Genomic DNA, 26,275 nt, shown 5'->3' on the forward strand with positions numbered 1-26,275 from the left:
GGGATCAATAAAGACCCAGTCAATGCGCATTCAATCTTTATCAGTCTCAATAAAGTGCCTGGTTCACTTATAGAGTCAATGCCACTGGTCTTTTCGAATAAACTTCAATTGAGATAATCTCTCTTGCTCAATAAGTGCTCATCTTCACCAGATTGAGATCTAGAGATCGTCTATAAGACTGTTTTCAAAGATTTTTTAGAGTTCTGACATGATGAAGAAATAATTTATAAAAATTGATTCATTTCAAATATAATATTATGAACGATTTCTATCCATTTCCAAAATTTTTTTTGAATACAGCATCCTTATTCATAGATTTTCTTTGTAACAATTTTGAGACTATGCTCATAATTAACATGCAGGTAATGGAATCAGTTCCCTGCTTTTCAAATTAACTTACTCCAGAAAAGGAATAAGCTATGAAGAAAGTGAAAGTATACGAAGCCCCGAAGATCAAGAAAGTCAGCATCATCGGTGCGGTCTGGCCTGGCTAATGATCGGAAATACAAGCGGGACGTTCCGTCTCGCTTGTATTTTTTCAATCATGAGAGGGCATTATAATGATATTGGCACGCAACGATGAAGTTCTCGTAAGGCGGCATCATGGTGAGCTTACGCTCGTTTTTGATGATACCTTATATAAGCTCAATGCTGTTGGCGAAGATGTTTGGCGTATGGTCGACGGCAAGAAGACACAAGGTGACCTCATTCAGTCGATGTGTGGTCTTTATGACGCCGACAAAGGTGAGATTGGGTCGGACATAGAAGGTTTTCTTTCCGATCTCATTCGCGACGGTCTCGTTTTCGAAAAATAGAAAAGTCTCAATCGTACGGCGCGTACGAATAAAGGACAAATTTGAACCTGGTTTCGCCGCTCTTCAGGAGTGATCGGAAGGCGTGTGCCTTTCCGCGCTGCCGAGATGGTGGGCGCAAAGACGGTTCATGTCATGACGAGGGACATGTCAGTGATGCTAGATCCAGAGAACGTTGTCGACAGTTTGAATAGGGCCGGGTTTTCGCACTTTGTGGGTGTGCCCTGTTCGCTTTTGCAGCCGTTGATCGCGGCGGTCCGAACATCCGCTCGCTGCAGCTATATTCCGGCCTCCAGCGAAGGGGAGGCGGTCGCGATAGCGGCGGGGCTTCGGCTTTCGGGAACCAAGCCGGTTGTGTTCATGCAAAACTCGGGCATCGGTAATGCGGTAAATCCATTGACGTCGCTGACCTGCCCCCTGGAGATCCCCGTTCTGTTCGTCGTCGGCATGCGCGGCGGCGCGACAGATAACGACAGCCTTGAGCACCTGACGATGGGCAGGATCTCCGAACAAATGCTGAGCCTGATGGGTATTCGGTCCACGCTTCTGACGGACGACCTCAATGCGCTTGAGCGAGATATGCGCACCGCGAGCCGGGACATGCAGGAGCTGTCGAAGTCCCACGCCCTTCTGGTGACGCGCGGCCTGCTTTCGAGCGCCGCGGAACCATCGACAGCCGGGCCGCGGGACCTTGAGGCATTGTACGGCGATGGGCACAACGCAGCGCAGTATCAAAGAGCTGATTTCATTGAGACGATCACGCAGTTTTTCGAGGGTGAGGCGGCGCTGCTTGCGACGACCGGGGGATGCTGGAAAGAACTTCGGCAACATCGTCAGAGCGCCGCGGATTTCTACCAGATGGGATCGATGGGCTGTGTGAGCGCGATTGGCCTTGGCATTGCGCTTCAGACGGAAAAGACGGTCGTGGTTTTGGACGGCGACGGGGCAGCGCTTATGAAGCTCGGCAACATGAGCACGATAGGCGCGCTGCAGCCGGGGAACCTTGTCCATGTCGTGTTCGATAACGCGCAATACGAATCGACAGGCGGCCAACCGACCGCGGCTGCAACGGTCCGCTTTGCCTCGGTTGCGCTTGCTTGCGGCTATCCTTCGGCGGTAACCGTGACCACGCCCCCAGCCCTGAAAGACGCGCTGAGCGATGCGATCAGGGCACGCCAGACCACCTTCATCCACATTCCGGTCCTGCCTGGACACAAGCGTGACGTTGGCCACGACAAGGTCGATTTCGTCAGCCACACCCGCGCCTTCGAGCGGTTCATCCAAACCCCGAGCGAGGTTTTGTCATGACCGATCTTGCCGTCGCACCACCGCCCAACAAACTGGAAGATCTGCTCGCCCATCGAACGGCGCACACAATCGAAACGCTATTGGCCCTGATCGCACCGGGACCCAACGATCTTGTCGTCTGGAGTGGATCGCTGCTGGAAGGATTTGGAAACGAAACCTCGGACATCGACGTCTACGTGATTGCCGACGATATCACGCATCGCCCTGGTGTCCGAAGCCCGTTCTTCGATGGCGCGGACATCGTAAGTGCCAACGTTGTTGGAAAGACGCGGATCGACGTCAATTATATGCCGTCCAACGCGGTAAATGGCGCCATCTTGGCGCTCAACAGCTTTGATGAGTTCGACGATTCCCGGACCAAGTTCGATACCGAAGTGCTGGAGTTCCTGCATCGAATGAGCTTTGCCGTTCCGCTGAACGTTGACGAGGTGCCTCAGCGCCTGCGCCCAAGCAAGGCCGCCCTCTCGAATTACATATCGGCTACGAAACTGGATAACGCCAATAGCTACAAGGCCGACAGCATCGGCGCGGCCCGAAAGGGAGATCTGCACACCGCGATCCTGTGCGAGCGTCTTCGTATACGCAGCCTTGTCGATGTCCTGTTGGCCAAGAACAGCGAAACCAACACCCGTTTCGAGAAGTGGCGCTTTGCAAAGCTGCACCGCTGCGGCGAGACCCAGGTCTATCACGATCTTGCGATCTCCGAAGGCATCACATGCTGCGGTCGCCAGGACAGTGCGCTCGAAGATTACCTCGCCACCATAAGAGCCTTCGCAACATCGTTGGAGGATCGCGTAATATGACCTTTGCCATCCATGACGGCCTGTTCTCCGAGCCAGAGCTGGCCAACCTCGACCTTCCCACCGATCACTACAGGCCCGTGACAGAATACGCTCCTGACAAAGTCGTCATGGATCTGTGGCCGCAGAGCGCGGAAAGGCCAAAGTCGACAACCTCTTTCATGATCGGTCATGAAGAGCCCGACGCAGACACTCTGAGCGTCGCGGCCCAGCGTATCTCTGCTTCGTGCTTTGCCCATGTGCCATGGACCGTGTGTCATGCGCGTTACTTCCACTATGACATAGGGCATCGCGTGGTGCGGCACGTCGATGGCACCGACAAGCAAATGGCCGCGATCCTTTACCTTTCGCCCGATTGGGACCCCTCCTGCTCGGGGGAGCTGGAGGTGGAGTTCGAGGGCCAGACCCTGGATGTTCCGCCGATGCGTGGCCGTGTCGTCGTGGTGGGCCCGGATGTTCCCCACGGGACCAAACAGGTGCAACGCGGCGAACGCGTCTCGCTTGTTTTCTTTTACGCCAACACCTGACGGGAGTGCCGGACATGCCGTCTCGGTTCGAACCATATCGCCGCTCACGGGCGCGTATGAAAGCGCCGCCACCCCTGGTGACCCGAACGGGCCTGGGGGTCTATCTGCTACTCGCAGGACTGATGGTGTTCATCGACCCCGGAAATCGGCTGTTATATGCGATATTCCTGGGCATCATGGCGCTCAAGCTGCTGGCACCGGTGGTCTCTGCCGCGTCGCGCACCATGACCGGTGTCGGTGCGGATGTGAGATACCTCACCGGTTTCCTGCTGCCTCACGCCCCAAGCCTCGCCCTTGTCGGTTTTTTGGACATACCGCTGGCTGACATCCCTGTCGCCGTGGCGATGCTTCCTCTCGGGGCGCTTCTTTTTCTTGGGATCAATGCGAACACGGTCCGGCAGCACTTTGACCTGGATTTCATGCGTTTGTTGCCGGCAAAGTCCGCATCGCGTTTCGCCCTGGATAACGGCGCAATCGTGCTTTCGGCAATTGGTCAGGAACTCCTGCATCGCGGGCTTATCCTTCTGATTGTCATGCCCTATGGCCCCGTTGCCTGCGCAATGGCCAGCACGGCAACATTCGTTCTTGAACATGTCATGAACCGCTGGTCTGCCAGGGATTTTGACCGCCGTGCCTATCTAAGCCACGTCGTGATTTCCATCCTCGCAACGGTCCTGGTCTTCACCTTTGGCGGGGTCCTTCCGGCGATCGGGCTGCACCTTGGCTATAACATCGTGATCGTGGTCAAGGATTCGCTTCACCTCGCGGTTGCAAGGCAAGCTGCGCGTGCGAATGAGGTCGGGTTATGACGGGTGCGGGCACACATTTGCCCGCAGGCACGGGACGAAAAGACGGTCTTGTTGCCCTGTCGGTTTCCGCGGTGTTCGCGTTCGATCTTTTTGCGGTCCTCCCCCTGCTGGTTCACACCGCCGCCGGTAAAGACCTACTTATCGTGCCGCTGTTCCTGTCCGTGCGTTCGATCGCGATCATGATCTTGTTGATCCCCGCGGGACGGTTGATCGATGTCTATTCCACAAAACTGCTTATCCCGTTGGCCTGCATCGCGAAGGCCGCAGGTTTCTATCTCGCTTGCACGACCGAAAGCGCTTCGGCCTTTATTGCGTCGGCCATATTGCTTGGGATCGGAACGTCGATCACGCGGCCCGCGATGAAGGCCATCATCGCCAATATCCGAAGCACCGGCGAGGCGCAGCAAATCTTTGCATGGCAAAGCGTCGTCCTGAACGCGGCGGCGATCGGTGGACCCGCAGTGGCCCAACTGAGTGTCCTGGCGGATCAGGTGGATGCGATGTTCTCTCTTCTCATCGGGGCAGAGGTTCTGATGGCAGCGCTGACTTTCCGCTGGCTCAGGGTCGCGGAGGGTCAGTCAACGGGCAAAGCCGCCGCGCACCCCGCTGAGCTGGCCAAGGCGCTCAAGGGCAAACTGTCCGCAGTCTATGCCCGGCAGGTGCTTGCGGGTTGCGCGATGACCATCGCGCTCAGCTTCGTTTTGACGGATGAACGGTTTTCCGGTGCGGCACTGGCTTTTCAGGCGATCTGCCTGATCCTCATCCAGCTTGTACTGATCCGCGCCGCCTTTGCCCGATACGAACGATATGAAACACCGGCGTTGATCATCGCGATGGTTGCCGCCCTGGTCGTGTCCAGTGATGCACCTGTGGTCGTGTTCGCGGGTCTGGCCGTCCTCGCTGCGGCAGAGGCAATTCTGGTGCCGTCGCTGCACCAGAAAATCGCGGACCGCAGCAGCAGTTCAGGCACAGCCACGCCCTATGCGCTTCTCAGTCTCAGCCAAACCTTTGGTGAGATGTTGGGAGGACTTGTGGCGACGCTGCTTATCGGCGCAGCGATGGCGGGCCTTAACCTTGCCATCGTCTACGGCGCTGCGGCAGGCGCGATTGCCGTAATGCTCTTCCTGGGCAGCGACAACGGACGCCCATCGCAGCGGAGGCAAACATGAAACATCATCGCCAAATGACGGCGCCGATTTGTATTGGCTTCGTCGGAATGGATGGTGCCGGCAAGTCGGCCATCGCCGCTGGTCTGCAGACCTTGATGGAAGAAACGACCGGTCGCACCGTGAAGCGGCTGAGCTGGCGGCAGCATGTCTCAGAAGAAGCCAGCCATCCCGGCACGGACATCATCGAAACGCTTCACGCGGCATCGAAGGACTGTTGGTTCAGAGGGGCGGAGGCCGTCGTCAACAACGCCGATCCCTGCAATGAAGATCTGCAAACACGTTTCGCATCCGCGCTGGGCGTACCCGGACAGCGCTCACCAATTGCGGCAAATGATGCAGATTTTCTCTTGACCGCATTTCTTCTGGAGCTTGCAGCGGACCTTTATTTTCACAAGACCGCGGTGGATGCAGCGCTCCGCCGTGGGCAGGATGTGATCCTGGAGAGCTTTGGCGTCAAACCGGTGATCAAGCTTCTTCAACTGGCTGAACTGGCCCAGGCCGACGGCCTGCAGGCCGGAAGCCTGATCGACAAGGCCATGCCGCTGGTTCGGCATATCTATGGCGAAAGCTGTCGCTGTGACCTCTGCTTTCATGTTGTTGTCGACCCTCTCACCGCACGGGATCGCCGTTTGAGCAGGCGCCGCTTTGGGTTTGTCGAGGATCTGTCCCTGCTGGGTGACAGCAGTCCCGAAGGCTTTGTCACCTTTCAGTCGCGGGTCAACGATCTTTATGGAGAGCTTGCCCGGACCCTTGGGTGGGAGGTCGTGGAAAACCAGACGCACCGGCTGGATGACACGGTCGAGCGCGTCTTTCATCGCGTTTCAGACGCTACCGCGGCGCAGGGTGACCGATGCACCAGCTGCACCCGTCCTCCGGGGCAGAGGTGCAATCGCTCCTTCGTCCAATCACGTGCCCAAAGGTTACATCAATGAAGCCACGCTATCTCTCCGGCATTCAGGCGACCGGAACGCCGCATATCGGGAACTACCTCGGCGCGATCAAGAATTGGGTGGCCTCGCAAAACGATGAGACAGATGCGTTTTACATGGTGGCCGATCTTCATGCGATCACCGTTCAAATGCCCGCCGATGAGGTGCGGCGAAACCGGCTGGAAACCATGGCGGGCCTGCTGGCCTGCGGTCTTGACCCCCATAAGGTCACGCTCTTTTTCCAAAGCGATGTGCGCGCGCATTGCGAGATGTACTGGCTTTTGGGCAGCAAGGCATATTTCGGAGAGCTGCAAAGGATGACGCAGTTCAAGTCGAAAGGCGGCGGCAAGCAGGATGTCGTCTCGCTGGATCTTTTTGCCTATCCTGTCCTGCAGGCTGCAGACATCCTTCTGTACCAGGCGGACTTTGTTCCGGTCGGTCACGACCAGGTGCAGCACATCGAATTGACGCGCAACATCGCGGCCCGCTGTAACGACAGCTCGCCTGATCTTTTCAAGATCCCGCAGCCGGTTGTACCGACCGTCGGTGCCCGGGTCATGAATCTGCAGGCGCCCACGTCAAAGATGTCGAAATCGGACCGGGCCGCACGGAACGGCGTCATCATGCTGACCGACGACAACGATACGATCAAGACCAAGGTCATGCGCGCGGTGACCGATTCCGAAAACCGCATCGCGTATTCTGGCGATCAACCCGGTGTGCAGAACCTCATCGAAATCATTTGTGCCCTGACAGACAGCGCACCGGATGAGGTCTTGGACCAGCTCGCCGGTCAGGGATACGGCGCGTTGAAATCCTTTGTGGTGGATCTTCTCGTCGAAACTGTGGAGCCGATCAGGACATCCATCCAAGAGCTTCTGGCGCATCCGGAAGATGTTTTCGACAAGATATCGGTCTGTACCCAGACCGCACAAGGTGTCGCGGAAGGCACGCTGTCAGCGGCCAGGGCAGCTTTTGGCTACGGCTCGCCCAGCGCGATGACATCCGCGCCTCCCGCGCTTCAGGCCAATCACCATCACTCCGGTCGGTGACAGGAGGACCCCATCTGAAAGCACGCCCCGCGTGAGTAAGGAGATGAAGATGACGACTACGAAACCAAGCGCGAAATTGCGCGACATACTGGTCGATCAAGAGCTTTCTTTCCTGATGGAAGCACATAGCGCGATCAGCGCCATGGTTGTTCAGGAGGCCGGGTTCAAAGGCATCTGGGCCTCCGGGCTCTCTATCTCGGCATCGCTTGGATTGCGCGACAGTAACGAAGCGTCCTGGACGCAAGTCCTCGACATCGTCGAGTATATGGCCGACGCCGTGGACGTTCCGATCCTTCTTGATGGGGATACCGGATATGGCGATTTCAACAATGCCAGGCGACTGACGAAAAAGCTTTGCCAGCGCGGCATCGCGGGGGTCTGCCTTGAGGATAAGCTTTTCCCGAAGACGAATTCGTTCATTGAAACAGCGCAGCCACTCACTCCGATCGAAGAGTTCACGGGCAAGATCAAAGCCTGCAAGGACAGCCAGCTGGATGAGGAATTCTGCGTTGTGGCGCGTGTTGAAGCACTGATCGCCGGCTATGGCATGGAAGAGACGCTTCGCAGGGCCAATGTCTACTGCGATTCCGGCGCCGACGCCGTCCTTGTCCACTCCAAAAAGCTCACCGCCTGCGAAATTCGGGAGTTCATGCGGCACTGGAACCGGGATTGCCCGATCATCGTGGTTCCAACAACCTACGCGCAAACCCCGACACAGGACTTTCAGAACTGGGGCGTATCGACGGTCATCTGGGCCAATCACAATTTCCGCGCCTCGCTTCACGCCATGCAGGCGACATGTAACGCGATCCACGATCGCAGCTCGGTCTCGGTGGTGGAAGGCAGTCTGGCCTCGGTCGATGAGGTGTTCCGCATCACCAACGATGACGAATTGCGGCGGGCGCAGGCCAAATATGCCTGGGTGGCCTGCGATGTCTGAGGCGTCGATCTGCCCTCCGCCAAGGAGGCAAGACACATGAACACCGAGCCGCAGATGCCCCTTTTGCGGGCCGAAACGAATGACAAGCGAACCTGGACCAAGGTGTTCGAGCGAGATCACTATAATCTCGCCGATCTTACGGGCCTGCGCATCCTGGATATCGGCGCGCATGTCGGTGCATTTTCGTGCAAGGCGGCGCATCGCGGCGCGGAAAGTGTCGTTGCCGTTGAGCCAAGCCCCGAGAGCTTTGCGATCTTGTCTACGAACACCCGCGCGTTGAATTCGGTTTCCTGCCGGCTTGCCGCACTGGATGCCGAGGACAATCGCTTTGTCGGGGTAACAGGAACCATGGAGGGGGATGCCGCACGTGTCGCAACGGATGTATCCCACTACAACACGCACGACTTTATCGTACCAAGCGTCTCGCTTCCCACCCTTGCGCAAGCGTTCGACGGTAGACCGGTCGATCTTTTGAAACTCGACTGCCAGGGCGCTGAATGGGCGGCATTTCGAACCACGCCAGCCGCTTTCTGGGACCGCGTTCACGAGGTGATCGGCGAGATACATACCGACCTGCACTTCTCCGACTTCCTCGCCTTTGCAAATGCTGTTCTGAAGCCCGATCAGAGCATGTCCACCCGCACCGACTGGACCAGCCGTGCCATAGCGCTTGATGCGATCACCCGCTTTTTCGAAACGCGTGGCTTCCTGCTCGATATCCGCCTCGATCCCGAAGATCCTTATTCCGCTGACTTCCATGCGCGCCGACCTGGACGCGCTTGTGTGAGCGCGTTGTGATGAAAGCTGCCAGGATCTGCCGCCGGCGTGATCGCCTAATCGGCGGACGAGGGTGTCGCGGCGCGCCCGCGCAACGTGTCATCGACCACCGCGCGAATATCGCGTTCGACCGCATCGGCAGAGCGGCTCGCATCAATCCTATGCCAGCCTTCGTCCGCTGCCATGGCTTGCAGCCGTGCCCGAATGCCGGATTGGTGACGCCTGAACGCAGCGACAGAGCGGGAGGGGTCGAGGCCACATTCATAAAGCGAATAATCTCCGTCCTTACGCACCGCCGAAACGTCAACCGGCGCGTCGAGGAAGATGACAAGGTCGCTCTGCGGAAAGATGGACACCAAGCCCATCACCCATTCGGTCGGGCTGCCCAGGACCATCTCGGACACCGCATGCTTTTGCCAGTATCCATCGATCAGATGGATCGTCCGCGGATCCGGAGCATCAGAGACGCTTTTCAACCCAATTCCCATCATCCAGAAAAGGAAGAACGCCCGCGCGTCGTCTGGCATTTCAGCGATACACCGCGCAATATCCAACCGATCGGATTGAATGAACCTGCATTCGGTATTTTGATCCGCGTCAAGGACATCCCACTTGTCAATCAGACTTACCGCAGCCCCGGATTGGCGAAGGTAGGCATGAAGCCGACGGACTTGCGTGGATTTACCGGTTCCGTCCGCGCCGACAATAGTGATGATCATTTCGTATCTCCACGAATACCCCAAATAGTTTCGGAGATATCTTCGAATATGCAAAGGCAATCGAAATAGATGTGGCAGAATATGGCCCATGCAATGAAACGCACGGGGATCATCGAAACCTGAACAAAAAGGAGGCGAAAGACTATGCCGACCGAATGTCTTACATCTGCAAGCGAAATTCTTTCGCACCTCGACGATGCCGACCCTCGCCGGTTCTGGACAGCGGCGCAGTTCAGCGCGCCAGAGGATGTCGTGAGATTATCGATCAATGGCATTGAAGCCCTTCAGCGGGAAGGCCCCGAGATCAAAGAGGCGGTGCACCACGCGCTCTCGAAGGGGCATGGCTTTGGGGTGATCTCCCTCAAGACAGCATCAGAATATACCGATGAGAAGCTCGCCGCGTTTTCACACCGTCTGGCCGCGATGGTCGGAGATTTGATGACCCAAACCGAAGACGGCCAAACCTTTTTCGAGGTGACGAAAAGCGAGTCCAAGCACGATGGAGAGCGGCGTCTTTCGATGTCGGCAGGCGACACATCATTGCACACCGATTGCTCATACGGGGATAACCGGCCCGGAGCGATCTCCCTCTTTTGTCTCCACCCCGCAAAAAGAGGTGGTTCGTCGATACTTGTCAGCGCCTATACTGCTCTGCGGCAATATGTCGAGACCTACCCCGAGGATCTTGCACCTCTCGCTGCGCACTACCCGTATTATCGCAGCCACGTGCAATATGCGGGGCAGCCGACCTTTGGGATCTATCCGTTCGTTGAGATCGAAGATGCTGCGCTGAGTGTCAGGTACAAGATGCCTTATATGATCAGGGGCTACCGGGAAGCCGGTCTTGACATCCCTGACCCGCTTGAGCGCTTCCTTCATCGTTTCGAGGCGATCGTTTCGTCGCCCGATAACAGGGTCGACATGAGGTTGGCCCGCGGTGACTTTCTGGTCGCAAGCAACTCCTGGATCCTTCACAACCGCACGCCATATCAGGATGCGCCAGACGGACCCAAAAGACTTCTTATCCGACACTGGATTGATGGACCGGCATGTCCGCTTCAGGCCTGACCTTCGGACGATCGGCCCGGTTTTCAAGCTGCAAATGATGTCATCGCGCGCGAACTATTCGTCAAGACAACTTTATTTTGCAAACCTGCCGGAGATATCTCGACCGAACAGGTACATCAAAACTCAAAGAGGTAGCTCCGAAAAGAATGACCGGTACTTGGGTTTTGAAAATCGATAAGGTGAGTTTGAAAAATAGACCTAGAAAGTCACAGATTCAAATTTTTCATGGTAAGATATAATGGAGAAATCCCAGAAATATGCATGGATCTATTTGCAAATTTGCGCCTTAAAATTCCTGTGCCTGAAAATCGCCACTAAACCTTTTTAAGGTCGAGCATCGGTTTTTCCGACCTCCCCGGCTGCCAAAATGCCCTGAGCGCCTCTTGCCATTGCGGAAGGGAAAAGGTCTTGATCGGAGGACGGGTGACCAGATCCAAAGCGCCCCAAAGCGCTGTGAACTCCGCTTGCCATCGGGCGGCGTCAAAGCCAGCTTGCGCCTCGCGCAGATGGAACCGTTGGTGCCGCCCTACAATCGGTTTGCTTGGTATGACGGGTCGATTTGAAAGCAATCCGTAACTCACGAAATCCGCACCCTCGCGCATCGCTTCCAGGATAGACGTTCCCAAAGCCCCGCCCACGGCGTCAAAGACGACATCGGCCTTGCGAGCGCGGGCAATGATGGAAGTGCTATCGTCCATCGCCACCGGTTCAGCCCCCTTCCGTTGCAGAGCCTGAGAGCGCAGCGGTGACCGATAGACCGCGGTCACGTCGGACGCTCCGGCGCCGATCGCCCACGTCAAAAGTAGACCGGCGCAATCTGAGCTACCAGCCGTCAAAAGCACTGACTTCCCCTCAACGGGCCATGTTTTCAACATCAATCGGGCGGCCATTGGATTGATGTAGGCCCGCGCGGCGAGGTCATCCGGAACCTCATTCGGGACCGGTACGGCCCAGGCCGGATCGCAATCGACATAATGTTGCCAAGTGCCGGAACCCTTCAGCGGCAGGACGCGTCTTCCGATCAGGTCGTCATGGCTTTCAGGCGCCTCCACCACTTCACCCACACCTTCGTAGCCTGCGATCTGGGGCAGCTGGATGCGATGGCGATATGCTCCGGTAATCGGGATCAGATCCGAGGGATTGATCGGCGCGAAACGCATCCGGACCCGAATGTCGGCCTCCTTCCGGTCCAACATCTGCGATCGACACAGCCGAAGGGTGTCCAGAGGCGGGCCAAACCGGTCGTAGATCAGCGCCGTATTGTCCATATCAAGCTGGTCTTCCTGCGAAATTTTCCGTCTGTGTGCGTATCCGGGGTGCCCGATCGCGTGTCAATGCGTATCGCTAGTGGTCTGATATCGGACATAGTTCGCTCAAAGGTTGAGTTTTAGCGCTCACACACACGGGTCTCTCTTGCATCTTGAATTCAGAGCCGATAGCGCAGGGCCGCGTTGTCTGTCGGCGAGCCCGCCCGTGCGCCACTTTACCAAGCGTGCGGTCATCTGGCGTAGGCGTGTCTGGAGGAAATATGATCGAGATCCGGTCAGTCACCCATTCTTACGGAGAGCGGACCGTTCTCACCGACATCAATCTCAAACTGGAAGAGCGTCGCATTGCCGTGGTGGGAAGCAACGGGTGTGGGAAAAGCACCTTCGCGCGCCTACTGAATGGTTTGCAGGTCCCGACATCGGGCGATGTGATCGTGGACGGTCTGAACACACGCAAAGACGGCAAAGCCGTCCGGCAAAAGGTCGGCTTTGTCTTTCAGAACCCCGACAATCAGATCGTCTTTCCGGTTGTTGAGGAAGACGTCGCATTCGGGATGAAAAACCTGGGCTTTGACAAGGCGACCATTGCCGCCAAGACCGAAAACGTTTTGAAAAAATACGATCTGTCGGGGCATCGTACCCATCCCTCTCATTTATTGAGCGGTGGGCAGAAGCAGCTTCTTGCGATTTCGGGCGTGCTGGTGATGGACCCAACTTATATCGTTTTCGATGAGCCCACCACGCTTTTGGATCTGCGCAACAAGCGGCGAGTGGCCGAGGCGATTGAAGCGCTTGAACAGACGGCCATCGTCGTCTCGCATGATCTGGACCTGATTGCCGACTTCGACCGTGTCATCGTCTTTGATCAGGGCCGCGTCTTTGCCGACGATAGCCCCGGAATTGCGCTGTCCCGCTATGTCGAGGCGATGAGCTGATGTTCGATCTTTATCGCGAAGGCTCATCGTTCCTGCACCGGCTGCCTCCGGGCGTCAAACTGCTGTCCCTAGCGATCTGTGGCACCGTGCTGTTCCTGCTCGACAGCATCGTCATCATGCTGGCCTTTCTGGTCACGACCGTCGGCCTCTATCTGGCGGTGGGCTTTTCGCTTAGGACGGCATGGGCACAATTGCGACCGGCGGCATGGATCCTTGCCATTCTCTTTGTCGCTCAGGTGGTTCTGAACAGTTGGGAAACCGCGGTTTTCATCATCGCTCGGTTCGCGGGCCTTTTGCTCCTTGCGGGCCTTCTGACACTGACCACGCGCGCGTCGGATATGATCGAGGCGATGGAGCGTGGGTTCTGGGTGCTGCGATATGTGGGGGTCAGCCCGGCAAAAGTCAGCCTGGCCCTGTCGCTTGCCCTGCGGTTCATCCCGGTTCTGGCGACCGTGACGAATGAGGTGCGCGAGGCCCAGAAAGTGCGCGGCCTGGACCGCAGCATTATCGCGGTTGCCATTCCTGTGGTCGTCAGGATGTTGCGCATGTCCGATGACATTTCAGACGCAATCGACGCGCGCGGATATGCACCGCGTTAAAACAAAAACGGAACTGAAGAGGGAAATCGCATGTCCACCCGTGATATCGTCTATATCGCACTTTTTGCCGCGCTGACGGCAGCTTTGGGGTTGTTTCCGCCTATCACCTTGCCGGCAATCGGTGTGCCCATCACCGCGCAATCCATGGGTGTGATGCTGGCCGGCGCGCTCGCCGGATCGAAACGCGGCGGTCTTGCGCTTCTGCTCTTCATCGTGCTGGTTGCGATTGGATTGCCGTTGTTGTCCGGTGGTCGCGGCGGTTTCGGTATTTTCCTTGGCCCGTCCGGTGGCTTTCTGTTGTCCTGGCCGATTGCCGCCTTCCTGATCGGATGGCTTTTCGAGAAACATAAAGGGGAGCCGACCTTGCCCCTGGCGCTTGTCTATCTCGCGGTCGGAGGGATCGGACTGGTCTACCTGATCGGCGTGCCCTGGATCGCCTTTGCCGCCGAGCTGAGTTTGACACAAGCCTTTACCGGCTCCATCGGTTTCGTGCCGGGCGACCTGATCAAGGTGGTGCTTGCCGCGCTGGTGGCGCGGGGTGTGCGCCGGGCGTATCCCGCGCTCTAGCCAGGTTGGGGGTAGGTCCGGATGCTGACGATCAGCGCCCAGGTATTCCAGCAGGCACAGCTTGTGCCGGAAAAGACCGCGCTGATCGTTGATGGCGATCGCCGAAGCTTTGCTGAACTGGAACGAAACGCAGCGACGATTGCCGGGCGCTTGCAGGCCGAGGCCGGTAGGCGCCCGCTGCGCGTGGCGCTCGCGCTCGAAGACAGCGCGGTGTTTGTCGAGGTGCTGTTGGCCTGTCTCGGTACAGGTCACGTCATTGCCATCGCAGACCCGGATTGGCCGGCAGAGACGTTGGCGCGCAATATCGAGGACCTTCGTTTCGACATCCTGATCGCCGAGGCTGACAAGGCAGAGGCGCTGGCCCGTGCCGTCGCACCTCTTCCGGTTCTCTCGCATGGCGGTGCCATGGGGTCGGTCAGGTCGCTCAAGAGCTGGACGGCAGAGGCGGGCGCGCTCCGGACATGGCCGGACGTGGCGCCTACCGCGCCCTTTTTGATTGGCTTCACATCAGGATCGACGGGGCAACCCAAGGCATTCATACGCGATCAGTCGTCCTGGGCCACAAGTTTTGCCGCCAGTGATGCCGAGATCCCGACCGGGGCTGACGACGTCCTGCTGTGTCCCGGTCTGATGAAACACACTCTTGGCCTTTACGCTGTCCTTTATGCACTGGCCCGTGGGGCAACGGCACTGTGCTCCCGCCGCTTTGGCCCGGCTGGGCCAGCCGCCGGCGCGTCAGAGATGCTGGATCTCATGGATCGCCATGATGTGACCCAGATCGCGCTCATCCCGCCGATGGCGCATTGGATGGCCGATGCGGCACACACAACGCAGCGAAGCTTTGACACCGTGAGACAGGTCACATCCACGGCCATGAAACTTGCCGTCACAACGCGGCAGGCTCTGCAGGAGGTTCTGCCAAATGCCGATATCGTAGAATATTACGGCGCTGCAGAGAGCGGTTTTATCTCGATATCCAAACCGGCAGAGACGCCGCCTCTCACATCGGTTGGCCGGGCGATGTCCGGGGTAGAGCTGTCTTTGCGCGATCCTGACACGGGCCATGCGGTCCCTGTTGGAGAAGCCGGGCAGGTCCATATCCGCAGTCACTACGTGTCCAACGGCTATCTTGTGGAACGCGATGCTGGCGGGTTTCGGCACCTGTCGGACGGCTGGGCAACCGTCGGCGATATCGGTGTGCAGGACGCGCGCGGTATGCTTACCATTGTCGGACGAGAGAACGATCTGATGGTGAGCGGGGGCCACAAGGTTTACCCTGCCGAAATCGAGACCGTATTGGCCAATGTCGACGGGCTGCAAGCGGCCTGTGTGCTGGGGCTGCGCAATCCTGTTTGGGGCGACGTGGTTTGCGTCGTGTCCAGCCCTGTCGACGTTCCGACGCAGCTTATTGCGCAAAGCTGCCTGGCCGTCCTTCCGCCTGAACGCTGCCCGCAGGTCCATATCGCGATGGCGGATCTTCCGCGAACCTCCACCGGTAAGATCGCGCGATCCCGCCTGCACGCCTACATCGAAGAAACGCACGGCGCGGCGGTTTCAGAACTAACAATGGACAATCTGCGCCAGGCGCAAAGGGCAGGAGCGATCCTTGGGCTCAGGACGGGCCGGACGCCGTAAGATAAGGGGCAAGACCGTCGCGCACGATGTCCGGCAGATTGCATGGCGTGCCGGTTGAGCGATCTACACAGATCCATACAACGTCGGCTGTCGCGCGCAGATCACCATCGGCGCCAAGAAATCTGCCGTCAAATCTGAGGCTGGATCGGCCAAGATGACCGGGTGCGCAGAAGATCTGGATCTTGTCTTCATAGCGTGTTGGCGCCTCGAAGGTCACACCGGCTTTCCGGACGTGATAGACAAACGCACCATCAGGGGCAAATTCGCTCGACAGACCAACCTGTCTGAGGAAGTCGCTGATCGCGCCTTCGAAGTAGCTGAGATAAGCTGCGTTGTGCATATGCCCGTGCATATCGATATCCCGAAAGGGGATATGGGTGACAAACGGCGGTATGGATGTCGTGGCGCTCAAGATCGGGTTCTCTGATAGGGTCCGGCTGCACCAGACCCGAGCTGACGGGATCGGTCAAGGTCCGCGTGCTCACCTCATGCGCGAAGAACGGCGTGCTGGCTCAACGCAGGCTTGATGAGTGAGAGGGAGCGCGATACGCTGGTTGCGTAAGTGGTGGGCCTCCCCTCGGTGATTTGCCCGCAACACATTCAATCGCTGCAATTTCGTCAGACACTGGCAGAGTGACCCTTTGATCAAGATCGCCCTGATTGCTTACGCGGCGTTGCTTTATGCGGCGCAGGGGGCGTGGATTCCCTACATCGGGCTCTGGTTGGCGGCTCAAGGTATCGCCGAGGCCGCGCTGCCGCTTCTCTTTGCGGTCATGCTGATGGCAAAGGTCGTGACCAATCCCGTTGTGGCCCATCTTTGTGACATGTCCGGCCGTCCCGAGAGGGTCGCGTTCTGGGTCACGCTCTTTCTGATCCTCTGCTATGCTACCCTGCTGTGGCCGGGCCTTTCGGTAAGCGGTCTTATGATACTGGTCGTTCTGGCCAGCGCGCTTGCCCCGACGGTGTTTCCGATCATTGACCGGCTGATCCTTCAGGCCAGCGGCGCCAGCGCCGAGGGGTTCGGGCGGTTGCGCATGTGGGGCTCAGTCGGCTTTGCGGTCGGCACCGTGCTGGCGGGGCAAGCGGCCCTGCGTGTTGGGCTGACGCCGGTTATCGTGCTTGTCGCCGTCCTTGGCGCGGCAAGTCTGATTGCACTGGGGCTTTATCGCAGGGCGCTTGGACCGATGACACGCCAATGGACCCCGCCCGAAAAGGCGCCGCTGCGTGCGCTCTTGGACCTTCCGCTTATCTGGCCGCCGCTCATTGCGGCCGCCCTGATCCTCGCAAGCAACGCGCACCTCTATACCTTGGCGCCGATCGAATGGTCTCAGGCGGGACTTTCGGCGGCCCTTATCTCTGCCATTCTGGTTGTCGGTGTTGGTGCCGAAGTGGCGGGTTTCTGGTTCGGCTCCAAAATGGCCGCGCGGATCAGCGCGCCAGCGCTTTTGACCATGGCCGCGCTGTTTACGGCCGCCAGATGGGGGACCATGGCGCTTTCTATCAATGTGCCGGTCCTGATTTTGGCCCAGCTTGGTCAGGCGGCGACGATTGCGTTGACGACCATGGCGCTGGCCGCGGCGATCCGGCAATACGTGCCCGAAAACACCCGCGTGACCGCCTTTGCGATGTTCACCTTGTTGGGGATGGGACCCTTCATAAGCGGCGCCACGCTTTTGGCCGGCTGGGGGCAGGGGCAGTTCGGCGTGTCCGGATTTGCCATGATGGTGCCTGTGGCGGGCTTCGCTGTCCTGATGGCTGGATTTTTCTGGATGCATGTCCGATCCCGTGGCCCGGAAGCGTCGCAAACAAGCTGAGGATCCTTATGCCGCTAAGCCAAAGTCTGCCCGATCACGCGCGTCTTCATCCTGACCGGATGGCAACACGCATTTCGGGCCGCGCGTTAAGCTACGGTCTGCTTTGGAACAAGGTCCAGAGGCTGTATCACTGGATTGCCGCGCTGCCCCGTCAGCCGCGCGAGCAGGACATCCTTCGTGATGTCCCTGTCTTTGGCGTGATGCTGGGAAACCACCCTCATACCGCGGAATTCCTCACCGCCGCCTTGTCCACGCCATGTTGCATGATCCTTCTGGATCCCGCGATGCCGCAGGAGGTCGTTTCTGGAATTCTGGATCGGCTTCCCCCCGACGTGCTGTTCGTTGGTCCTGACAACGCGTTTGGTGCCGAAGATCTGCCATTCCCGGTCGTCGTGGTCGACGAAGAGGCCGGGTTCGAGCCACCGCTTTCCGACAACGTGACGCTGACAGTGCCTGCTTGTGCCGATGAAGCTCCGTTCATGGTTACCTTTACGTCCGGAACAACGTCCCAGCCCAAGGCCATCCTGCGCAAACGGGCCGAATGGCGCGCCTCTCTCGAACTGGGGCGACGCCATTTTGGCCTTTCGGAGACCGCGCACACCTGCTCTCCGGGGCCTTTGGCCCATGGGTTGACACTTTATTCCTTTGCGGAAACCCTAGATGTTGGCGCGTCTTTTCATTCGGGCCGGAAATTCGGCGCCGAACAGATCTTTGAATGCTTCGAAAATCACGCCATCGCCCGCCTTGTCTGCGTGCCATCGGTCCTCGATGCCCTCGTCCGTCACGGGTCAGAGACGGGACATGTCGCGGCGCATCTGCAAAAGATCACAACGGCCGGGGCGCGGCTGGAATCTCACCTTTTGACCAAGTTGCGCGCAATCGCCCCATCTGCGACTGTCACCGAATACTACGGCGCGTCCGAGCTTGGCTTTGTCAGCACCGCCGATCACATACCCCATGAAGAGGGCTATGCCTCCAGCGCATCGGGCGTCGGTCGTGCCTTTCCGGAGGTGCAGATTGCATTGCGCCCCGTCTCAACCGGCGAAGGTGACGACCATAGCGGCATTATCTATGTGCGCAGCCCGTTGAGCATTCAGGATTATCTTTGGCAGCAAGATCAAAGTGGGTTTCGACGCGACGGCGAATGGGCAAGCGTGGGCGATATCGGTCGGTTGAGCGAGAATGGATCCCTTACCGTCATCGGACGTGCGGACGGCATGGTGATTACGGGCGGATACAACGTCTACCCCGAAGAAGTCGCTGCCTGCCTTACACAGCATCCCGCCATCCGCGCGGCCTGCATTCTGGGCCTTCCCGATGCCTATCTTGGCCAAAAACTGGTCGCCGTTCTGGAGTTCGAGCAGCAGGACGGCCCCGTTTCGGCCAAGGAGCTGGGCGTGTTTTGTGCAAAGTATCTGCCACGCTACAAGGTTCCACGCGACTTTATCGCGACCCAAGCATGGCCGATGACGCAAAGCGGCAAGATAGCCCGGGGATTGCTGACGGATTGGATCAAGGCCAGAGCGCCAGGGCTTGTCTTGTTGTAACGGCAAGCCTCGCGTAACGGAGAGTTTTCGGTGCAACGATGCAAGGACAGCCTGCCATGACTTCGTCTTCCCAATTCATGTCGGCACTGATCACCGGTGCCAGCAGCGGTCTAGGCGCCGCGATGGCGGACAAGCTGGCGGGGCCTGATCGGTCTCTCTGCCTTCTCGGTCGGAATGCCGAACGGCTGAGCGCCGTGGCCGAGCGGTGTCGCGCCCGCGGTGCGAAGGTTGAAACCCATCTTGTGGACGTCGCCGATGCAGATGCGATGCACGCCACCCTGTCGGAGGCGGACGAGCGGTTACGCTTCGACCTCGTGTTTGTCAGCGCCGGTGTGGCGTTCGGGCGCGAAACACCCGATACGGCGCGCCAGACCGTAGAAACGAACGTGCTGGGTGTCATCAACACGATTGCCCCGGTCGAACCGGGCCTGATCGCACGCGGCACCGGGCAAATTGCGTTGCTAAGCTCATTGGCGGCGTTTCGCGTTCTGGGCGGGCCGGGAAGCTATGCCGGAAGCAAGGCGTGGGTCAGGATTTATGGCGAGGCGCTGAGAGGGCAGCTTGCCAGCAAGGGTGTCGGTGTGAGCGTGATCTGCCCCGGCTTCGTCGACACACCCATGATCGATGAACGAACCCGCAAGACCCTGCCGGAACCGCCCATGCCCGCGGACCAGGCAGCGGATCTGATTCTGGATGGGCTGATCCGCAATGCCCCGCGGATCAGTTTCCCGCGCAAGTCTGCCCTTCAGATCTGGTGGCTGGCCATGCGCCCCGCCTGGCTGACGGACAGACGCACCATGCGCAGGTTCCAGGCGGCAAGAGACGCCAGCGAACAATCCTAAATTCAAGCCACTTTCAGAACGACACGTTCACTGGCAAGAGAATCGCGTTTCGTCCAGCGATCCGCGTCCCAGATCTGTGGGACCCAATCGGTGCCGCAGTGCCACATTGCTGTTGGGTATACGACGCAGTGGGCCATCAACCACCCTCCCGCAGGCCGCAAAGCTTTCGGAATTGACGCCGGCGCAATCCCTCTGGCGCCGTTGTTCATAGGGCACGTCGCCTCGATCCTTCTTTATCATGATCTTCTCAGCGTTATTGCCTCTGCTGACAGAGGTTATCGCAGCTTTCGTCCGCACCCTGTACGTGGGGAGATGTCCAAGATTATATCCTTATATATCATACGCTTGTATGGATAGTGACCGGTTTCCCAGGCTCTGCGCAAAGTCCTAATTCGCGAATTTGGACAACCCCGATCATGAATTAGGACGCGTGGCACCGCTGCCCTCGCCTATCGGTAGGTCAAGCCGCCCATCCTCCCATCGACTGCAGCGGCTCGTTCAAACGATTTCAAGGGCTCCGTATGTCAGTTCTTTGCCACATTTCACTTCCTCAGGACGGCTATGCACATGTGCCGCTCTCTGAACTGAACGACACACATGGCCTAAACCGTCGCGCTTCGCAGACGTATGACAGGTTTTACGGATTGCAAGCTGTTATCCGTCACGAAGGTTCGCTGGACCGGATGTTGAGCGACGTGCTTGGTCGTGCGCTGGAGCAGGTTCCGGACGCGTCCGAGCGGGCGGGGCAACTTGTCTACTGCAAAACCCAGACCCACAACACGCGGACCGACTTGTCGTGGCTGCGGCGCTTTGCCGATGCGCATGACCTCGGTCATTGGGAGGTGTCATCGCTGTCGATGACAAGCTGCACCTCGGCCCTCGTGCAGATGCACGTCGCCGAACTTTGCGAAACAGACGGCCCGCTCATCGTTCTGACCGGAGAAAAGGCGTTTCACCCCTGGGTGAGTCGCTTGCCGGTGGGATTGTTGGCCGAGGTGCCGTCTGCGGCTGTGTTCAACGCAGGGCAGGGAAGCTGGCGGGTCGCGGGGACGTCGGTCCGGCATCTGCCCCGGTTCCACCAAAACCCCGATACGATGAGCGCCGATGATCGCCGCGCGCTCCAGACCGTTTATGCCGATGCCCTTATCGCATTCATGGAGGAGAGTCTGGCGCGCTACGGCACCGCCGTTACCCGCAACATGGCGTTTCTTCCCCACAACCTCAATCGTCCGATGACCGATGTCATCATCCGCCACTTCGGATGGGAGGCGCTCAGCTTCCACGGCGATATGGCCCGGACGGGCCATGCCTATTGCTCTGACGGATTTATGAACCTGGCGGCCTTTGAAGCTGCCGGGCGCCCCGAACGTCAGGTTCTCATCCTGGCGGCAGGGACCGGTGTGACCTTCGCCACCTGCCTGCTTGACCGCATTCCCACTCCCAAACTCTGAAAGAGGATATTTCCCATGGATCCCAAGATCGCAGACGCCATCGCCGCCGCATTGTCCGAAGTGACCGAGCGTCCGGTTTCCAATGTCACGGCCGACATGCGCTTTGACCGCGATTTCGACCTGGACAGCTACATGTTCGTGCAATTCCTCCTGGGGCTGGAAGACAAGGTTCCGGGCCTGCGCTTTGATCCGGAATCCATTGGTCAGGCCGGGTTCAACACCATGGGCAGCCTGGCAGATCACATCGCCGGACGGGTCTCCGCGACCGGGGAGATGGCAGATGCTTGATGTCACCGGCTACGATCTGTCCGGGCACGTCTTCGCAACGGCCCGGGAACAGACGCCACGCGACGCGATGGAATTTGCCTGTCGCACCGTCACCGGCACCAGTGGTTTCCTTGTGATCGGAAACCATGCGGTGCACGCCCCCGGAGCGCGTCTTGTCGATCCTGCATCCGTGGACAGCGAGGTCGTGGTTCAGGAAACCTTTCAGGAGCACGCGCTTGCGCCCTTCGATCTGACCCTGTCCCGCTGCGCGGCCCGTGCGCCGACGCATCGGACACCGGTCTTCGAGGCAACGGTCGTGGCCCTTCGCCTGGGCCTTCTGGCCCGGATCCTCGATCGGGCTTTCGGCCACCTGGAGCACCGCGAAAGCTTTGGCCAGAAACTGACCCACCATCAGTTGGTCAAGGCCCAGTTCTCCGAAACCGGTGCGATGCTCAGCCGCCAGCGGGAGGAGCTTTCGCTGGCGCAGGATCGCCCCGTCAATGCCCAGCGCCTGCATGCCGAGATCGACCGGCACACGGTCCAGGCCGCCAAGCTTATGGGCGGGCACGGCTTTCGGGCCGGGGCGCTGAACGGGCTGGAATACCTGTCCGCGCTTGTCCGGGCCACACTCGCCCCCGAGGTCGGAGGCTAAGCGATGCCGCGTCCGCACCCGATATCACATGTGCGCCTGCTGGCTTCGGGCGCACTTCCGCACCGCCCGCGGCGCAGGCCCTGCGCTCAGGCCGCCTCTGACCGGCTGAACGCGTGGCGTCGGATGCAGGGCCTTCAGAGCGACATCGTGATCGAGGAAGCGTCCTTTGCGGATGACCTTGAAGACGTGGCCCTGCACGCCGCCGGTCTGCGCGATGACTGGAAAACGGTTTGCGGTCGGGTCCCGGCGCCCATGCTCGTTTATCTGCACCGGGGTCACCAACCAGATCCGCGCAGCCCGATCCTGCAACATCTGCTCCGTACCATCGATCACCGGGGGCCGGTCCACGCGCTGCGCGTTGAAACCCGCCGTGCCCTGCATGATGCGCTGGATCTGGCACGGGGTCTTGCAGCACAAGCCGGTCTTGCCCTCGTGCTCAGCGACCCGACGGAACGGCTGGCCACCCGTGCCCCAAACCGCGCCCCGCTGCGCTTTCTCCTGCTGGGTGATGCCCGGCTTGCCGAACACCACATCCCCGCATCGCCGCACCCCAGCGTGCCAGACTTCATTATTCAGGAGAGCCCTTGATGTCATCTGTTGACGCCCCCGCCGTCGTGCGCCCTGACCTCGGGATGCGCGCCGAAGCCCCCTCAGCTTTGCAGACGCTGGGACGGATCCTGACGCTCGCCATTCCCTTCGCTGTTGGGGCCGCCGTGACCTCGGCGCTGAACCTCGGCAAGATCGCCATGCTGGCTCGCGTGCCCGATACCGGCGCGCTGCACATCCTGTCGCTGCTCCAACCCAGCTTTATCCTGATCCTCGCGATCATGGAGGGGCTCGCGATCACCAACCAGGTGTTCAGCGCCAGATCGCGTCACAACTGGCCGGCCCGTGGCGTCTTGCGCGCCTCTCGCCAGCTTTCCATCGTCGGGCTTGTCATTTTTGCGGTCGTCGCCGGGATTGGCTATGGCCTTTCCGAATACGCACCGATCAACGACCCCACGATCCAGACCACATTGCAGTATTTCCCTCTTTTCGTGCTGTCGATGGGCCTTTTCGTGATCTTCGACATCTACTACGGCGCGATGCGGGGACAGGGAAAGGTTCTGCTGGGTCTTTTGCCTTTCGCGGCATTGGTGGTCATTGACCTGTCGGTAACCTACGCGCTCGTCACCCAACTCGGTTGGGGGTTCGAGGCTGTGCTGCTGGGTAATCTCGCAGGTCCGGCCCTGATGCTGCCCGTGATGATCTGGCTCCTCCGGCGCGAGACGGCCAAGGGCGAAGAGGTCGAGGCAGAGCCCTTCCGCATCCGTCTGCGCCAGCTTCAGGTGCGCGTCGGCCTGCCAGTCTTTAGCTCCATCGTCGTCGGCTTTGTCAGCGCCTCAGTCGTATTCCCGCTTCTCGCCAAGCTTGGACAGGACAATGCATCGGCCTTCTTCGTCGTGCTGCGCTACCGGATCGCCTTCATGATCCCCGCCATCGCGATCGGCTCGGCCATCGCAATCCTCGTCAATCAGGCGACGGAAGAGGGGCAAGGCCGCACGCGGGTCCGATACCTCGCCATCGGGGTGCCGATCATGCTTGTCCTCTATGCCGCGGCCACCTTTGCCTTGCCGAAATGGAGCGCGCCGCTCGACGTCCTTGTTCCCAGCCAATCCGAGACGCTGAGACTGGCCACCGAATTCATGTTCGCCAAGTTGCTGATCACTTTCTTCCTGGTGGCCGCCACGGCGATGTATCAGGTCATCCTCGAACAGCTTGGGCGCGGCGTACATGTCCTCGTGATCACCATCATCTGCGAGGCAGGCACCTGCGCCGCGATGATCTGGGCCATGCAGAACGGCGCTGACATTACGCTGGTGGTGCAAATCCTCGTCGGCTTCGCGGCGCTCAGCTTTGCGCTCTTCTCGCTCCAGTTCCTGCTTCTGATGCGCAAGATGGGAGCCCAAGATGCTGTTTGAGCTTGCCTATCCCGGCCTTTGCCTGGCCGAAGGGGTGCGCCGGATCATCGGGCGGCCCCGTCCCGGCCCCGCCTTCGCCTTTCGCGCGATCAAGGGGCGGATGCGCCGCCACGAGATCGCTATGGTGACCGCCGTCAGCCCCCGTGCGGGCGCCCGCATCGCCCTTCGCCGCTTTGAGACCGCGCGGCCGGTGAATGCGCCAAGCCCTCGGATCGCTCCGCGCAAGGGCTCTGCCCTCGCCGAACAGTGCTTCGGTCCTGCGACCGGGCCACGTGTGCTCTTGCTCCATGGGTGGAACGCGCACAGCGCGATGATGCTGCCCTTGGCGCGGATGCTTGCAGCTCAGGGCGCACATGTCGTGGTTCCCGATCTGCCCGGGGAAGGGGCGAACCCGGCCCGTGCATTCAGCTTTGCCGAGAAGGCGTGTCGGCTGGCGGCGCATTACGAGGGGGACCGCTTTGACGCCATCATCGGTCATTCCGCCGGTGGCCTGATCGCGGCCCAGGCAGTTGAGCAGGGGTTGCAGGCAGACAGCATGATCACCGTCTGCGCGCCCTATTCGATGGCCACGCTTCTGCATGCCTATCTCATCCGGATCGCCGCGCCCGAGCCGCTGCTGGATGCCGTGCTCGATCTTCATGCCCGTCGCGAAGATCGCGATCCGAAACAGGTCGGGCCTGCCGTCTATGCGGCCTATACCGGGCGGATCCTGATCGTTCACGCCCGTACCGACTGGCAAGTCAAACTGGCGGAAGCGTTTGACATTGCTTCGGTAACCGGGGCCACCCCCTTGGTTCTCGATCACTGCAATCACCATACGATCCTGGAAGATCCGCGCCTTCACGCGGCCATATCGGATGCGGTCCTGACCCCGACCGACGAACGGAGGCTGGCATGCTGAGCATTCTTGACGTCGCTGTCGCCTATCCCGCCCGGCAGGAACAGTTGAAGGACCTGTCGGATGATCTGGACCTGACACGGGACCAGATGCGCATGTATGATCGTTTCTTCGGGTTCGAGGCGTTTCAATGCGATCCGGCAGAGCCGCTTGATACCCTCATCGCCAAGGCGGCATCCGAGGTTCTGGATCGCAATCCCCAGCAGAACGCGCACCTGTGCTGTGTTACCCATTGCCACACGCTGCTCAACACCAACGTCTTCAACGGCCACACCTCTTCGGTGCTTGAGCCCTACGCCGCGCGCGGGGTCGAAGTCTTCTCGGCCACGATGAACCATTGCGCGACCGGTGTGACGATGCTGGGCGTCTTCGACCGCCTGCTTGGCGATAACGAGACGGGGCTTATCCTGATCGGGGAAAAGGCGTTCCACCCGGCATTGCGGGTGATCGAAAACACCACCGTGATGGGCGAGGCGGCAGCCGCCATCCTCGTGGGCCGCTGTCCGGGCCGCTATGAGGTTGTGGATACCCACACGCTGCATGCGCCGCAGTTCTGGAAGAATACCGGCTTGCGCGGTGAAAACTATCTCGCCGGGTTCGACACCGCCTATATGGGGTTCGCCTGTGCGGGTCTCGAAGGCGCATTGGACCGTTTCGGGCGTCGTCATGGCGACATTCGCTATGTCATGCCGCACAACGTCAACGTCCCGTCCTGGTGCCAGATCGCAAGCGAGACCGGCATTGGGCGCGACAAGGTTCAGCTCTCCACCATCGGGCAATACGGCCACTGCTTTGGCGCCGATCCCTTCATCAACCTGACCGATACCGCAGCGCGCGGCGATCTCGATCCCGCCGATCAGGTGCTTTTGTTCAGCATCGGACTGGGGGCGACCGCCTCCTGTGCGCTGCTTCGCGTGACCTGATGGCTG

The 26,275-nt window shown here is 59.4% G+C and carries 28 protein-coding genes; 25 read left to right on the plus strand and 3 right to left on the minus strand.

Annotated elements, in window-relative coordinates; translation table 11 throughout:
• Positions 1-560: 560 nt before the first annotated feature.
• The 10 genes from CFI11_RS00205 (at position 561) to CFI11_RS00250 (ending at position 9,144) form a co-directional block, all read left to right on the plus strand.
• Positions 561-815 (plus strand): PqqD family protein, encoded by a 255-nt coding sequence (locus tag CFI11_RS00205; RefSeq protein ID WP_130401874.1) that lies wholly within the window; start codon positions 561-563, stop codon positions 813-815.
• A gap of 153 nt (positions 816-968) precedes the next feature.
• Positions 969-2,120, plus strand: a complete 1,152-nt coding sequence (gene aepY, locus CFI11_RS00210) for a phosphonopyruvate decarboxylase (RefSeq protein WP_165390145.1) — start codon at positions 969-971, stop codon at positions 2,118-2,120.
• On the plus strand, positions 2,117-2,923 hold the full coding sequence (locus CFI11_RS00215; protein WP_130401878.1) for a hypothetical protein: 807 nt from the start codon (positions 2,117-2,119) through the stop codon (positions 2,921-2,923). Before aepY ends, CFI11_RS00215 begins: the two co-directional genes overlap by 4 nt.
• On the plus strand, positions 2,920-3,447 hold the full coding sequence (locus CFI11_RS00220) for a 2OG-Fe(II) oxygenase (protein WP_165390146.1): 528 nt from the start codon (positions 2,920-2,922) through the stop codon (positions 3,445-3,447). Before CFI11_RS00215 ends, CFI11_RS00220 begins: the two co-directional genes overlap by 4 nt.
• A 14-nt stretch (positions 3,448-3,461) precedes the next feature.
• Complete coding sequence (locus CFI11_RS00225) at positions 3,462-4,256, plus strand: CPBP family intramembrane glutamic endopeptidase (RefSeq protein ID WP_130401882.1); 795 nt, start codon at positions 3,462-3,464, stop codon at positions 4,254-4,256.
• Positions 4,253-5,425, plus strand: coding sequence for an MFS transporter (locus CFI11_RS00230; protein WP_130401884.1), 1,173 nt, complete (start codon positions 4,253-4,255; stop codon positions 5,423-5,425). Before CFI11_RS00225 ends, CFI11_RS00230 begins: the two co-directional genes overlap by 4 nt.
• A complete protein-coding gene (locus CFI11_RS00235) occupies positions 5,422-6,357 on the plus strand; it encodes a hypothetical protein (RefSeq protein WP_130401886.1) in 936 nt (311 codons plus the stop codon). Before CFI11_RS00230 ends, CFI11_RS00235 begins: the two co-directional genes overlap by 4 nt.
• A complete protein-coding gene (gene trpS, locus CFI11_RS00240) occupies positions 6,354-7,406 on the plus strand; it encodes a tryptophan--tRNA ligase (RefSeq protein WP_165390148.1) in 1,053 nt (350 codons plus the stop codon). The genes CFI11_RS00235 and trpS overlap by 4 nt, the downstream gene beginning before the upstream one ends.
• A gap of 49 nt (positions 7,407-7,455) precedes the next feature.
• Positions 7,456-8,346 carry a phosphoenolpyruvate mutase gene (gene aepX / locus CFI11_RS00245; protein ID WP_217358742.1) on the plus strand — a complete coding sequence of 297 codons (891 nt, stop codon included), beginning with the start codon at positions 7,456-7,458 and terminating at the stop codon, positions 8,344-8,346.
• Positions 8,347-8,382: 36 nt separating this feature from the next.
• Positions 8,383-9,144, plus strand: a complete 762-nt coding sequence (locus CFI11_RS00250; RefSeq protein WP_130401892.1) for an FkbM family methyltransferase — start codon at positions 8,383-8,385, stop codon at positions 9,142-9,144.
• 35 nt (positions 9,145-9,179) lie between these two features.
• Here the strand turns inward: CFI11_RS00250 and CFI11_RS00255 are convergent, their stop codons facing one another.
• A complete protein-coding gene (locus CFI11_RS00255; RefSeq protein WP_130401894.1) occupies positions 9,180-9,842 on the minus strand; it encodes a hypothetical protein in 663 nt (220 codons plus the stop codon).
• A 144-nt stretch (positions 9,843-9,986) separates the two neighbouring features.
• Between CFI11_RS00255 and CFI11_RS00260 the strand changes: the two genes are divergently transcribed.
• Positions 9,987-10,910 (plus strand): TauD/TfdA family dioxygenase, encoded by a 924-nt coding sequence (locus CFI11_RS00260; protein ID WP_130401896.1) that lies wholly within the window; start codon positions 9,987-9,989, stop codon positions 10,908-10,910.
• Between the two features lie 314 nt (positions 10,911-11,224).
• Here CFI11_RS00260 and CFI11_RS00265 read toward each other — a convergent pair whose 3' ends face one another.
• Positions 11,225-12,178, minus strand: coding sequence for a zinc-dependent alcohol dehydrogenase family protein (locus tag CFI11_RS00265; protein ID WP_130401898.1), 954 nt, complete (start codon positions 12,176-12,178; stop codon positions 11,225-11,227).
• Positions 12,179-12,423: 245 nt separating this feature from the next.
• On the opposite strand from CFI11_RS00265, the gene CFI11_RS00270 reads away from it, so the two are divergent.
• From CFI11_RS00270 to CFI11_RS00285, 4 genes are read left to right on the plus strand one after another with little or no spacing between them, the layout of a single operon-like run.
• Positions 12,424-13,113 (plus strand): energy-coupling factor ABC transporter ATP-binding protein, encoded by a 690-nt coding sequence (locus CFI11_RS00270; protein WP_371687460.1) that lies wholly within the window; start codon positions 12,424-12,426, stop codon positions 13,111-13,113.
• Positions 13,113-13,712, plus strand: a complete 600-nt coding sequence (locus CFI11_RS00275) for an energy-coupling factor transporter transmembrane protein EcfT (RefSeq protein ID WP_130401902.1) — start codon at positions 13,113-13,115, stop codon at positions 13,710-13,712. Before CFI11_RS00270 ends, CFI11_RS00275 begins: the two co-directional genes overlap by 1 nt.
• A gap of 30 nt (positions 13,713-13,742) precedes the next feature.
• Complete coding sequence (locus tag CFI11_RS00280) at positions 13,743-14,279, plus strand: biotin transporter BioY (RefSeq protein WP_130401904.1); 537 nt, start codon at positions 13,743-13,745, stop codon at positions 14,277-14,279.
• 21 nt (positions 14,280-14,300) lie between these two features.
• Positions 14,301-15,914 (plus strand): class I adenylate-forming enzyme family protein, encoded by a 1,614-nt coding sequence (locus CFI11_RS00285; protein ID WP_130401906.1) that lies wholly within the window; start codon positions 14,301-14,303, stop codon positions 15,912-15,914.
• Here the strand turns inward: CFI11_RS00285 and CFI11_RS00290 are convergent.
• The gene (locus CFI11_RS00290; RefSeq protein ID WP_130401908.1) at positions 15,892-16,326 is read right to left on the minus strand and encodes a thioesterase family protein; all 435 of its coding nucleotides are present in this window, start codon (positions 16,324-16,326) and stop codon (positions 15,892-15,894) included. The two genes, CFI11_RS00285 and CFI11_RS00290, sit on opposite strands and share 23 nt — an antisense overlap.
• A 229-nt stretch (positions 16,327-16,555) precedes the next feature.
• On the opposite strand from CFI11_RS00290, the gene CFI11_RS00295 reads away from it, so the two are divergent.
• The 10 genes from CFI11_RS00295 to CFI11_RS00340 all read left to right on the plus strand — a co-directional run bounded on the left by CFI11_RS00295 (position 16,556) and on the right by CFI11_RS00340 (position 26,269).
• On the plus strand, positions 16,556-17,728 hold the full coding sequence (locus tag CFI11_RS00295; RefSeq protein ID WP_130401910.1) for an MFS transporter: 1,173 nt from the start codon (positions 16,556-16,558) through the stop codon (positions 17,726-17,728).
• Positions 17,729-17,736: 8 nt separating this feature from the next.
• Positions 17,737-19,275, plus strand: coding sequence for a class I adenylate-forming enzyme family protein (locus tag CFI11_RS00300; protein ID WP_130401912.1), 1,539 nt, complete (start codon positions 17,737-17,739; stop codon positions 19,273-19,275).
• A gap of 56 nt (positions 19,276-19,331) precedes the next feature.
• A complete protein-coding gene (locus tag CFI11_RS00305; RefSeq protein WP_130401914.1) occupies positions 19,332-20,117 on the plus strand; it encodes an SDR family oxidoreductase in 786 nt (261 codons plus the stop codon).
• Between the two features lie 521 nt (positions 20,118-20,638).
• Complete coding sequence (locus CFI11_RS00310) at positions 20,639-21,568, plus strand: 3-oxoacyl-[acyl-carrier-protein] synthase III C-terminal domain-containing protein (protein ID WP_130401916.1); 930 nt, start codon at positions 20,639-20,641, stop codon at positions 21,566-21,568.
• 15 nt (positions 21,569-21,583) lie between these two features.
• On the plus strand, positions 21,584-21,856 hold the full coding sequence (locus CFI11_RS00315; protein ID WP_130401918.1) for an acyl carrier protein: 273 nt from the start codon (positions 21,584-21,586) through the stop codon (positions 21,854-21,856).
• Positions 21,849-22,487 (plus strand): hypothetical protein, encoded by a 639-nt coding sequence (locus CFI11_RS00320; protein WP_130401920.1) that lies wholly within the window; start codon positions 21,849-21,851, stop codon positions 22,485-22,487. Before CFI11_RS00315 ends, CFI11_RS00320 begins: the two co-directional genes overlap by 8 nt.
• 3 nt (positions 22,488-22,490) lie before the next feature.
• On the plus strand, positions 22,491-23,075 hold the full coding sequence (locus CFI11_RS00325; RefSeq protein WP_130401922.1) for a hypothetical protein: 585 nt from the start codon (positions 22,491-22,493) through the stop codon (positions 23,073-23,075).
• Positions 23,075-24,448, plus strand: a complete 1,374-nt coding sequence (locus CFI11_RS00330) for a hypothetical protein (protein ID WP_130401924.1) — start codon at positions 23,075-23,077, stop codon at positions 24,446-24,448. Before CFI11_RS00325 ends, CFI11_RS00330 begins: the two co-directional genes overlap by 1 nt.
• Positions 24,438-25,349, plus strand: coding sequence for an alpha/beta fold hydrolase (locus tag CFI11_RS00335; RefSeq protein WP_130401927.1), 912 nt, complete (start codon positions 24,438-24,440; stop codon positions 25,347-25,349). Before CFI11_RS00330 ends, CFI11_RS00335 begins: the two co-directional genes overlap by 11 nt.
• Positions 25,343-26,269, plus strand: a complete 927-nt coding sequence (locus CFI11_RS00340) for a 3-oxoacyl-[acyl-carrier-protein] synthase III C-terminal domain-containing protein (RefSeq protein WP_130401929.1) — start codon at positions 25,343-25,345, stop codon at positions 26,267-26,269. The genes CFI11_RS00335 and CFI11_RS00340 overlap by 7 nt, the downstream gene beginning before the upstream one ends.
• The last annotated feature ends 6 nt before the right edge of the window (positions 26,270-26,275 follow it).

This window comes from Thalassococcus sp. S3, from assembly GCF_004216475.1.
Classification (GTDB): Bacteria; Pseudomonadota; Alphaproteobacteria; order Rhodobacterales; family Rhodobacteraceae.